The following is an 11,907-nucleotide window of genomic DNA, read 5'->3' as shown; positions in this document are numbered from 1 at the left end:
ATGCTTAATTTTTTAAATCAAAATGGGGCCGACTTGCTAATTAAAACGTGGGAGCAACTTTACATCTCGGCCATCGCGTTATTGTTAGGGGCATTAGTTGCAGTACCGCTCGGGATTGCCTTAACGCGTGTTCCGAAGACGGCTAAAGTCGTGATTGCGATAGCTAGCATGCTCCAGACGGTGCCGTCTTTGGCGCTGTTAGCGTTAATGATTCCGCTACTCGGGATTGGGAAAGTACCAGCGATTGTGGCCTTGTTTATCTATTCGTTATTACCGATTTTACGCAATACCTATATTGGCATGAACGATGTCGATCCGGTGTTAAAAGATAGTGCTAAAGGGATGGGGATGACGCCACTCCAATCAATCATGCAAGTGGAAGTCCCGATGGCAATGCCAGTCATCATGTCCGGTATTCGGTTATCGGCGGTTTACGTCATCGCTTGGGCGACACTAGCGTCATATATTGGTGCCGGTGGCCTCGGCGATTTCATCTTCAATGGCTTAAACCTATTTAAGCCAGACTTAATCATCGGCGGGACAATTCCGGTGACGATTTTAGCCTTGTTGGTTGATTTCTTACTTGGTCGTCTTGAAAAAAGAATGACACCCGTTGCCATTCGCTAAAGGAGGTCGCTATGTTGAAAAGATTAAAGAAAATCACAGTCTTAACGCTGCTTGGTGGCTGCCTTTTGCTATTAGGCAGTTGCGGGTTGCCCGGTCTTGGTGGCTCGGCGAAGGACACGATTCGGATTAGTTCCCAAAGTACGACGGAATCCCAAATTTTAGCCAATATCGTCAGTCAATTGATTGCGCATGAAACGGATAACAAGGTCGAATTGGTTAATAACCTGGGTTCTTCAACGGTGACGCACGAATCGTTAATCCGCGGCGATGCGGATATTGCAACGAGTCGTTATGCAGGAACCGAGATCACTGGGACGTTAAAAATGAAACCAACGAAGGATCCCAAAAAGGCGCAAACAATTGTGAAGCGCGAATTTAAAGACCGTTACCAACAAACGTGGTTTCCAACGTATGGCTTTGCCGATACGTACGCCTTCATGGTGACGCAGCAAATGGCTAAAAAATACCATCTTGAAACGGTCAGCGATTTGGGCCGGGTGGCTAAGCAATTAACCGCTGGCGTTGACTCGGTGTGGGTCAACCATGAAGGGGATGGCTACCAAGAATTCAAGCAAACTTACGGCTACGATTTTAAGAAGGTAGCGCCAATGCAAATTGGCTTAGTCTATAGCGCACTTGCGGCCGGTAAAATGGACGTCGTTTTAGGGTATTCGACTGATGGGCGGATTAAGAGTTACAACCTGAAGGTCTTAAAGGATGACCGGCACTTTTTCCCACCATACGATGCCAGTCTAGTGGCTACCGATCAGATTTTAAAACAACATCCAGAACTGAAACCACTCTTAAACCGGTTATCCGGGCAAATCAATCTTGATACGATGCAAACGCTCAACTACAAAGTGGATAACGACTTGCTAGAACCCGCTGTGGTGGCTAAGCAATTCTTGACGCAACATGATTACTTTAAGAAAGGAGCCAACAAATGACGCATTTAAACACGTGGCAACAGCTACTTTATTATTTCCAACATAATGGTGGTTACGTTTTAAGCCAATTTAACCGGCACTTCTTAATTTCAATCTATGGGGTGTTACTAGCGGCCATCATTGGAATTCCGATTGGGATTTTGATTGCGCATCGTAAAAAAATGAGCGATGTGGTAATCGGTATTGCCAACGTTATTCAAACGGTGCCGTCGTTAGCGATGTTATCGATCATCATGTTAGGGTTAGGCTTAGGCACTAATACGGTGATTATGACGGTCTTTTTATACTCGTTATTACCAATTATCAAAAATACGTATACCGGGATGATTAATGTCTCACCAAATATTCTGGATTCCGGTCTGGGGATGGGGATGACCAAGTGGCAATTATTGACGATGGTTGAATTACCCCTGTCCTTAGCTGTGATTATGGCGGGGATTCGTAATGCGCTTGTAGTCGCAATCGGGATCACCGCGATTGGCTCATTTGTCGGCGCCGGTGGTTTGGGCGATATTATCATTCGAGGGACGAACGCGACCGACGGCGGTGCGCTGATTTTAGCCGGGGCCTTGCCAACAGCTTTGATGGCAATTATCGCCGATCTCGTTTTAGGGTTCATTCAACGCCGTTTAGAAGCACCACAAGCACATCATTAAAAGCGCTAAAAAAGGAGCCAAGACAAAAGTAAATTTTGTCTTGGCTCCTTTTTGGATATTCGAATTTTAACAGTCTAAACGTGTTCTATCAGTCATCTCCTTGCGGTTAACGCCGAATGTCAATCCTCAGAAGATGCCCAACTGATGGTTGGTTATGAAAGATAAGGTTCAAATGCATCAGGAACTGGGGCTGTGACGGTTCGGGGTTGATCCGTGTAAGGTTCTGTATACCGCAACGTCTGACCGTGTAGTAAGAGCCGCGGTGTTGTATCCGTCGGGTTATAGAGTGGATCACCTAGAATTGGATGACCAATACTAGCCAAGTGGACGCGAATTTGGTGAGTTCGGCCAGTTTCAAGGTCGACCGCTAATACTGCAGTTGCGCCCTTCCGACTTAAAACGCGGTAGTGGGTAATCGCCGATAAACCGTTGATGTAATCAACACAACGTTGACGATCATTTTCCGGGTCGACACCGATGGGGGAATTAATTGTGGCGTGTTCTGCTAATTCGTGTTCGGGATCATTGACGATAGCAATGTACTGGCGGGCCATCTTTTTTTGACTGAGTTGACGGTTTAAAATTCCGATAACAATCGGCGTTTTGCCAATCAATAAGACGCCGCTAGTGGCTTCGTCAATGCGGTGGACCATGTAGGCTTTTTTCCCTTGTTGGGCGAGATAAAAGGCGACTTGATTCATTAATGTCCCGTTTTCGCCAGGGCGGTTGGGATGGGTTTTAATACCAGCAGGCTTGTTGACGATCAATAAATCGTCGCTTTCAAATAAAACACTGAATGATTGTGTCGCATCTAGTTCGTAGTTTTGAACTTTGACGGACACTTCTGAAAAATTCAGCGTGATTTCATCGCCAGATTCTACGTTGCGGTTAAACGCGCGGTATTGTCCGTTGACGAGTATTTCACGATTAATCCGCAAGAAGTGTTGCATTTTTTGCGGCACTAACCAGTGATTGAGAAGTCCGCGGACTGACATCGGACTAAAGTCTGTTTCTAAAGTTACTTTTTTTGGTAAATTATCATCAGAGTAAACCACCTTCAAGCTACCAGTTTAGCGAATTTAGCACTAAAAGTAAATTTTAAAAGATTATTAATGTCAACGCACTGGCATAAGGGGCGTACTGGAATATGCTACAATATAACAAAGTACGATGTAAATTGATTAAAAGAGGGATTGTATGAATAAGCAGGATTCGCCGATTTGGTTGGCGATTAAACGTTTTTTTAAACGGGCGTGGCGAGTCGTGAAGTATGTTTGGTATCGACTGCAATTAACGCGATGGTTGATTTTGGGCATATTACTTTTAGTATTTTTCATGAGTAGCTACTTAACCTTTAAAGCAAAAACGGCTAACGTTGGGGAAATTAAGGCCAACTTACAAACATCAACAACACTTTATGATAAAAAAGATGCGCGGGCGGGCACCTTATACACCCAAAAAGGGACGTACGTTGAATTAGATAAAATTTCACCTGAGATTCAAAATGCGGTGATTTCGACGGAAGATCGCTCCTTCTATACGAATCCAGGCTTTAGCGTCAAGGGCTTGGCCCGCGCCGCTGTTAACTTAGTGATTCATCATGGTCAGATTACCGGTGGGGGGAGTACGTTGACCCAGCAGCTCGCCAAAAATGCGAAGTTGAGTCAGAAGCAGACTTTTTCACGGAAGTTTGAAGAACTTTTCCTAGCGGTTCAAATTACGAAGACTTACTCTAAAAAAGATATTTTGGCGATGTATTTAAATAATGCCTACTTCGGTAACGGGGTGTGGGGCGTTCAAGATGCTTCTAGACGGTACTTCGGTAAAAACGCTAGCGAATTAGATGCTAGTGAAGCGGCTGTGATTGCTGCTATGCTCCGAAGCCCAAGTTACTATAATCCGGCTGATCATTTGGATAACGCCACATCACGGCGGAATTTAATTCTCGGTCTGATGGTTGATAATGGTAAATTGACTGAGAGTCAAGCCAAGGCAGCCAAGAGTGAAACATTGGTCGTTAAAAATACCTTGGAACAAAACGATAGTTACAAATACCCTTACTACTTTGATGAAGTTGTGAATGAAGCTGTTAAGCGGTTTGGTCTCAAGGAAGAAGATCTTGTTAAAAACGGCTATAAGATTTATACCGCACTCGATCAATCACAACAAAGCAAGATGGAAAATACCTTCGAGCAAAATTGGTTGTTCCCAGACAATGCGGCTGATGGCACCTTAGTGCAAGGCAGCTCCATTGCCATTGATCCGAAAACAGGTGGTGTGTCGGCCGTTGTTGGTGGGCGCGGCGATTACACGATTCGCGGTTATAGTCGAATCACTCAGATGAAACGACAACCGGGATCGACGATTAAACCGTTGGCGGTTTATACACCAGCGTTAGAAGATGGCTATCACTACGATTCTTCTCTTCAAGATAAGAAGAAGAGTTACGGAACTAATAAATATACGCCAACCAACCCAGACAATGTTTATACCGGTTCGATGCCGATGTATCAAGCGGTGGCTAACAGTACGAATGCGCCTGCTGTTTGGTTGTTAAATCAAATCGGGCTTAAACGCGGGATTAAGTCGGTGGAAGATTTCGGCATTTCAGTGCCTAAGAGTGACCAAAATCTAGCGATGGCCCTTGGTGGTTGGCAAGGTGGGGTTTCACCTTATCAAATGGCGAGTGCTTATACAGCTTTTGCTAATAACGGGGAACTTTCCGAGACCCACTTTATTCGAAAGATTGTGGATGCCAGTGGTGCCGTTATTGTTGATAACACGACACCATCGAAATCGCGAATCATGAGCAAGAAGACCTCTAAAGAAATGACCAGCATGATGTTGGGTGTTTATAACAGTGGGACTGGTCGATATGCCAAACCAGATGGCTATCAAGTCGCTGGTAAGTCTGGTAGTACCGAAGTACCTGACAGTTACGGTTATGGGACGAAGGATCAATGGTTAATCGGTTATACGCCGGATATTGTGGTTGCGACTTGGATGGGCTATGATAAGACGGATCAAGAACACTTTATGAAAAATACCAGTATCGACGGCCTAGCGCCGATTTTTAAATATGAAATGCAACAGTTATTACCAACGACGGCCCAAACCAACTTTGATACAGAAGACGCCCAATCGATGGCTAAAAAAGAAGACGATCAGGATTCTGATAAGGTTGTCAATTCGCTTCAATCTGGAATTAAAGATGGTGTAAATAAAGCGAAAGAAACGGTCAATCAATGGTATAATAACTTGAAAGGTTTTTTTAATTAAATTCATGTAAGGGAGTCACTACTATGACAGTCAATATTTATGATGATGCTAACCAAATGGCAACTAATTTACAAACATTACCACAATTTTTAGGCTTGCAAAATGCTTTTGCAGCACTTAAGAAGGATGATATTGCCTTCACAATGTTCAAGAAATTCCAAACACAACAAATGACTTTACAACAAAAACAAATGCAAGGTGAAGAATTAACGGATGACGAAATCCAAGAAATTCAAGAACTTGCTCAAAAAATCGGTGATATCGATGCCATCAAGAACTTGATGGAACAAGAACGCCAATTAAGCCAATTGATGGATGAATTAAATCAAATCATCTCAAAACCAATTGCTGATATCTACCAAGGCTAAACCGTATTTTTTAAGAGAAGTATCGAGTCGCAAATCGCGAACTCGATGCTTCTTTTTTTAGTGGGAAGGCGCCTTTCTAAGCCTTAGTTGCAATGCTATAATAAGACATATTACTAAAATGGGGGATAACGATCATGAAATTTATTCACGCGGCTGATGCGCATATTGATAGTCCGTTTGTGGGACTAAAAAAAGCGTCAACCAATTTATGGACGACGATTCACGAATCAACTTTTACCGCCTTTGAAAAATTAGTGCAGACTGCCATTGATGAAGCTGTTGATTTTGTTTTATTAGTGGGTGATTCATTTGATCAAGAGGCCCAGAGTTTGCAGGTCCAAAACTTTTTGAAACAACAATTTGAACGCTTAAACGCTGTTGAAATCCCAGTTTATCTCAGTTACGGGAATCATGATTACTGGGATCCCAATCAAATTCATTTCGATTTTCCGAAAAACGTCCATGTTTTTACAACGGCTGTTGAAGCTAAAACACTAACAACTAAAGCGCAAGAAACGGTCACGATTGTTGGTTTTAGTTACGGGCAACGGTGGTTAGAAACGGATCAAACGACACAATTTCCACCACGAGCTGCCACGACTTATACAATTGGGACTTTGCATGGTAGCCAGAGTACGGCATCTGATGCGGATCATTACGCACCGTTTACGTTAAGTGAACTCAACCAACTACAATATGATTATTGGGCACTAGGACATATTCATAAACGCCAAATCTTACAAGAACGGCCTTATGTGATTTACCCGGGTAATTTACAAGGCCGGCATAAGAACGAACCTGGTGAAAAGGGTTTTTATTTAGTGACAGCTCAAGCCGGTCAATTCGAGCTTGAATTTAAACCGACGACGGTGATTGAATGGCAACGTCAACGATTTGAAATCCCTGAAAATCCAAGCTTGAATCAATTGCAAGAAGCGTTGAGTCAGCAATTAGCACAGAGTGAAACGGCGAGTTTGGTGGCTTTGGAATTGACGCACGCTGAACGGTTATCGAGTGATTTGATTCAACGTGTCAATAATGGCGAATTACTCGTTTATTTACAAGCAGCCCTTGAGTCTAGCGCTGTCATGCATTGGCCATACGCGCTTAAACTACAGTTTGCGGCCCAACAACAATTTAGCCAGATTGATCAGGCCTATTGGCAAGCGGCGGCTGATAAGATCTTTACGCCAGATTACATCTTGGAAAAGGCCCAACCGCTTCTGAAAGAAAAATTCATCCGAGAAGCACTCGAAGAACCCGATTTTCAAGAGGATTTGAAGACCGCGGCCGAAACGATTCTACAAGAAAAGAAGCTGGAGGACTAAGCATGCGGATTAAAACAATTAACATCTTTGGCTTTGGTAAGTGGCACGATCAAACAATTGATTTACAAACCGATTACCAGGTTTTATACGGTCAAAATGAAGCTGGTAAATCAACCATCACGGCTTTTATCAAAGGCGTTTTGTTTGGTTTTGCAACTGGTAAGCAAAAGTATGAACAATACCTCCCTAAAAGTGGCGCGCAGTATGGTGGCGAGTTAATCGTTGACCACCACGATCGCGAGATTACGATTCGGCGGGTTGCTGGTAAAGCCGGTGGCGAGGTAACCATTATTGATCAGGGCAAGGAGTTTGGTGCGGATTATTTGAACCAATTGATTGCGCCCGCAGACAAAGCCCTCTTTACGCAAATTTTTGAGACCAATCAACAGGATCTAAATCAGATTTTTGGGCTAACTGCCGATGATTTTATGCAACATCTTTTAACGATTGGTGCGGTTGGTAGTCATGAATGGCTTGCTTTTGAAGCTAGCTTAGATAAGGCTAGTCAGCAAATCTATAAACCATCCGGACGCAAGTGGCCACTTAATAAGGCCTTAAAGCAGTATCCGGAAATTGAACAGGCTGTTAGCCAGGCTAAAGCGGCTAATCAGCAATACGAAAGCAACGACCAACAATTACAACAGGCGCTTCAGACGCTGAAGCAAGATCAGGCAGCACTAGCTGAAGTTCAGGGACAAAAAAACCAGCAGCAACAATTACTAGAACGCTGGCCGAAGTATGTAGAATGGCAGGCTTTACAAGCATCCTTAGCGACAACGCAGCCTTTTGATAGCACTTTGTATGCGCAATATCAAAAAATCGAAGAACAACGCCAAGAATCTCAAGCAGCATTAGCGGATGCTCAGCAAGCTGTGGCGACGATTCAAGAAACGCTTGATCAAACGGGAGAATTCCGGTTCTATCAAACACACCAAGCTGAAATTGATGGGTTACTGGAGCAATGGTCAACACGGCAAAAGCAAGCGCAACAGTTAGCCTTGCAACAAACACAGTTGACGCAGTTGACGAGCGAACAAGCGGCATTAGCTGCTAAGTATCAATGGCCGACGACTGAAACATTACCAACTGTTTTAAGCGCCGACCAGCTAGAACAGTTACAAGTTGCCAATACCACCTACGAACAAACGCAAACGACCAACCGCGTTTTAACGGATCAATTAACAACCTTGACTGACCAGGTGGCTGAACAAGAACAATTAGTCACCATTTTAGAAACACCCGCGGAAGTTGCTAGTCCAACACCGATGAGCAATATTTGTTTAGGATTAGGGGTTGTTGGTTTATTAGGCATCTTTTTACCGGGGGGCTTGAAAGCAATTGCTTTGTTAGGACTCGGGTTACTTGGCTATGGGTTATACACCAAGTATCAAGGGCAACAAAAACAAACGGCTGATACAACCCAAAAGGCGCAGTGGCAACAAGCACTCGCTAAACTCGATCAGTTACAAGCCGACCTTCAGGAAAAACAAACAGCACTTGCAGATGGGCAGCAGGCTTTAAGCACAAGTCAACAACAAGTCGCTACGCTTTTAAGCACGAATGGTTATCCGAACGAAGCAACGGTGACACAAGTTATGAACCAACAAGATGCCTTGGCGCGGATGCAACACTTACAAGCATTAATTGCCCAACAAAGTGCTGAGATTAACGCGAGCCAAGCTGACTTAACTGATTATTTTGAACAGTTTGCGTTTGCGCACGATTGGCTAGGGGCGCTTCAAGGCGAACCACTGCATAATTTGGCGCAAATTGAACAATTTAAGGATCGACTTGATCAATTGAAACAAGCTCTCGCACAAGATAATGAACGCTATGAATATCAACAACAACAAGTGACACGCTTGCAAAGACAAGACCAAGAACGACAAGCCCAACAAGCTGACTTGCTTGAAAAAGCCCAGCTCAAAACGGCCGCTGAACTAGCGCAATGTGCAGCTGCTGAACAGCAACGCCAAGTGCAACAACAACGTCAAATAGATCTTGAACATGAATTGACAAGTTATTTGCCACAATTACAAGCTTTTGAGGACCAAGCAGCCCTCGAAACGGCAATTGCACAATTAACGCAACAAACGGCGACGTTAACGGCAGCAATTCAAACACAACAACAGACGATTGCCGAGTTACAAGTTGTTCAGCAAAAGTTAGTTGATAGCGATGCTTATCAACGACAAAAGCAAGCACAATTAAACGCTGAAGCCGACATTATCGGTTTAGCACAGGATTGGTTGGCCAAACAATTGGCAATCGATTGGATTCAAGCGACCCTAACAGCAGCTTCACAAGAACGATTCCCACGTTTATTAGCAAAAGCTACGCAATACTTTGCAATTCTAACGCAGAATCGGTATATTGAAATTACTTTCGAAGCGGCAACTTTAACTGTCCTTCGACAAGACCAGGTTCTATTTGAAGTCGGCGAACTTTCACAAGGAACGGCAGAGCAATTATACATTGCATTACGTTTTGCGTTTGCAGAAGAGATTGCCGATGTTGTCTCACTACCATTATTGGTAGATGACGGGTTCGTCAATTTCGATGATCAACGGCAAGCAGCGGTTTGGCAATTATTGCAAAATCTCAGCGGCGCACATCAAGTGATTTACTTGACGGCTAATCCGCGAACTGAGGCCGCCTTTGGCACGGAACACTGGTTAAACTTAGAGAAGGTAGGGTTAGCAAATGACGACTAAAAAGCTATTTGATTACCAAAATGATGAAAACTTAGCGCTATTTGTTTTAATTAAAGCAGCGGATGTCAGAGTTGCTAAAAACGGCAAGCAATTTATTGCCTTCACATTCCAAGATCAATCCGGACAAATTAGTGGTAAGTATTGGGATGCTTCTGATGAAGACGTGGCCTTATTTACACCGGGGAAGATTATTCATCTCCAAGGTAAACGGGAACTTTATCAAAGTAATCCGCAAATTAAGATTTATAAACTTCGGTTAGCGACTGAAGAGGAACCGCAGGTCATTGAACAATTTATCCAAAAAGCACCGGTACAAACGGCCGATATGGAAGAAGAAATTAGCCAAGTGCTTTTTGAAATTACCAATCCTAATTGGCAACGATTGGTGCGCCACTTGATTCAAAAGCATCAAGCGGACTTCTTCAGTTTTCCAGCGGCCAAGACTAACCACCACGCTTTTGCGGGCGGGCTAGCCTACCATACGTTATCGATGTTGCGACTAGCTAAAACAATTGCCGCCCAATACCCACAAATTGATGCGGCGTTATTGTATTCAGGGGTCTTGTTGCATGATTTAGGGAAGACGCTTGAATTATCGGGGCCGGTTTCAACGGAATACACAGTGCGCGGGAATTTAATCGGGCACATTGTGTTAGTTGATGAAGAAATCGTTAAGGCTTGTGAGACGCTAAAAATCGACATCAATAGTGAAGATATGTTAGTGCTGAGACATGTTGTCTTAGCTCATCACGGTTTAATGGAATATGGTTCACCAGTGCGACCACAAATTTTGGAAGCAGAAGTACTCCATCAAATCGATGAAATGGATGCTAGCATTACGATGATGACCCAATCCTTGCAACATGCAGAAGCGGGGCAGTATACTGAACGGCTCTTTGCAATGGATGGACGTCATTTCTACCGACCAGTTAATGATCAACAATTAACAAAGGATTAATTAAAAAAAGAGCCTCAACCAAACAGTAATCTGTTTGATTGAGGCTCTTTTTAGATGTGCTTATTTTGATGATGATTTAGCTGATGATTTCTTAGCGTTAACGCCGTAGCTTGAAAGGATATCTGATAAATCTTTATCCTTGATTGTTACGTCGGCTTTCTTAAGAACCTTCGTGTAAACCTTAGCCATCACTGTTTGATCATTAGCCCACTTAGCATAAACTTGGTTAGTTAATGTCTTCTTGTGATCAGCCATCTTACCTTTACCAGGGTTCTTGATCATGCGGATAACGTGGTAACCATATGATGTCTTAACAGGTGTTGTTGTGTATTCGTTTGTCTTCAACTTGAAGGCAGCTGTTTTGAATGTTGAATCTAATGATGTATCTGTGCTATCAAAGACAGGTAATTTACCGCCGTCTTTCTTAGTACCAGTATCTGTTGAGTACTTCTTAGCTAAAGCAGTGAAGTTTTTAGTTGAGTTGTCTTTCTTAAGTTCAGAAATAACTGTTTCAGCAGTATCTTTCTTTTCAACTAAGATATGTTGTACTTCAACTTTTGGTTCGTATGTTTTCCATTGTTTCTTCAAATCAGCGTTTGTAACTTTTTTGTTAGCTTTTAAAGCAGCGTTAGCTAACATTTGAGTTGTGATTTGGTTTTTGAATGAAGATGTTGTTAAACCACTTTGTGCAAGTACTGAAGTGAAAGATGAACCGTATTGTTTCTTGTAAGTATTGTAAGTCTTGTCGATTTTCTTAGTAAGACTCTTGCTACCGTATTGTTCTTGAAGTGCTTTTTGCAAGATCATTTGTTGTACTTGTTGCTTGCCGGCAGAAGTTTCCTTAATTTCTTTGTAGAATTCGTCTTGAGTGACTTTACCACCCTTAAGAGTTGCGATAGTGTTGCTTCCACAACCTGCTAATGTAACTACCATTAATAGACTGGCAGCGGCTAATAGCCATTTTTTCATCATATGACACATCCTTATAAATTATTGTAAATACGATTAATACCGTGAATTCATCAATTAA

At 43.0% G+C, this 11,907-nt stretch carries 10 protein-coding genes; 8 read left to right on the top strand and 2 right to left on the bottom strand.

From position 1 onward, the window contains the following. Genes LEUCM_RS09095 through LEUCM_RS09085 form a run of 3 tightly spaced genes read left to right on the top strand, consistent with a single transcriptional unit; the run spans position 1 to position 2,230 of the window. Entirely contained in the window at positions 1 to 627 is a 627-nt protein-coding gene (locus LEUCM_RS09095) for an ABC transporter permease (RefSeq protein WP_011374326.1), read from the top strand. Positions 628 to 638: 11 nt separating this feature from the next. After that, positions 639 to 1,574 carry an osmoprotectant ABC transporter substrate-binding protein gene (locus LEUCM_RS09090; protein ID WP_016264812.1) on the top strand — a complete coding sequence of 312 codons (936 nt, stop codon included), beginning with the start codon at positions 639 to 641 and terminating at the stop codon, positions 1,572 to 1,574. Next, positions 1,571 to 2,230, top strand: a complete 660-nt coding sequence (locus LEUCM_RS09085) for an ABC transporter permease (RefSeq protein WP_025015902.1) — start codon at positions 1,571 to 1,573, stop codon at positions 2,228 to 2,230. The genes LEUCM_RS09090 and LEUCM_RS09085 overlap by 4 nt, the downstream gene beginning before the upstream one ends. A 152-nt stretch (positions 2,231 to 2,382) precedes the next feature. On the opposite strand, the gene LEUCM_RS09080 is transcribed toward LEUCM_RS09085, so the two are convergent. After that, the gene (locus tag LEUCM_RS09080; RefSeq protein ID WP_096695407.1) at positions 2,383 to 3,225 is read right to left on the bottom strand and encodes an RluA family pseudouridine synthase; all 843 of its coding nucleotides are present in this window, start codon (positions 3,223 to 3,225) and stop codon (positions 2,383 to 2,385) included. Positions 3,226 to 3,427: 202 nt separating this feature from the next. Between LEUCM_RS09080 and LEUCM_RS09075 the strand changes: the two genes are divergently transcribed. From LEUCM_RS09075 to LEUCM_RS09055, 5 genes are all read left to right on the top strand, one after another. Next, positions 3,428 to 5,509 carry a PBP1A family penicillin-binding protein gene (locus LEUCM_RS09075; RefSeq protein ID WP_016264815.1) on the top strand — a complete coding sequence of 694 codons (2,082 nt, stop codon included), beginning with the start codon at positions 3,428 to 3,430 and terminating at the stop codon, positions 5,507 to 5,509. A gap of 23 nt (positions 5,510 to 5,532) precedes the next feature. Then, positions 5,533 to 5,877, top strand: a complete 345-nt coding sequence (locus tag LEUCM_RS09070; protein ID WP_011374331.1) for a YlbF family regulator — start codon at positions 5,533 to 5,535, stop codon at positions 5,875 to 5,877. A gap of 134 nt (positions 5,878 to 6,011) precedes the next feature. Beyond that, the gene (locus tag LEUCM_RS09065; RefSeq protein WP_035146543.1) at positions 6,012 to 7,205 is read left to right on the top strand and encodes a metallophosphoesterase family protein; all 1,194 of its coding nucleotides are present in this window, start codon (positions 6,012 to 6,014) and stop codon (positions 7,203 to 7,205) included. A gap of 2 nt (positions 7,206 to 7,207) precedes the next feature. Then, the gene (locus tag LEUCM_RS09060) at positions 7,208 to 9,919 is read left to right on the top strand and encodes an ATP-binding protein (RefSeq protein ID WP_025015899.1); all 2,712 of its coding nucleotides are present in this window, start codon (positions 7,208 to 7,210) and stop codon (positions 9,917 to 9,919) included. Further along, entirely contained in the window at positions 9,909 to 10,877 is a 969-nt protein-coding gene (locus LEUCM_RS09055; RefSeq protein WP_025015898.1) for a 3'-5' exoribonuclease YhaM family protein, read from the top strand. The genes LEUCM_RS09060 and LEUCM_RS09055 overlap by 11 nt, the downstream gene beginning before the upstream one ends. 60 nt (positions 10,878 to 10,937) lie before the next feature. Here LEUCM_RS09055 and LEUCM_RS09050 read toward each other — a convergent pair whose 3' ends face one another. Next, positions 10,938 to 11,846 (bottom strand): peptidylprolyl isomerase PrsA, encoded by a 909-nt coding sequence (locus LEUCM_RS09050; protein ID WP_025015897.1) that lies wholly within the window; start codon positions 11,844 to 11,846, stop codon positions 10,938 to 10,940. Positions 11,847 to 11,907: the final 61 nt, after the last annotated feature.

It is taken from the genome of Latilactobacillus sakei subsp. sakei DSM 20017 = JCM 1157 (assembly GCF_002370355.1).
Lineage (GTDB): Bacteria > Bacillota > Bacilli > Lactobacillales > Lactobacillaceae > Latilactobacillus > Latilactobacillus sakei.
The sequence above is the reverse complement of the archived record's forward strand: the minus strand, read 5'-3'. Positions and strand labels throughout refer to the sequence as shown.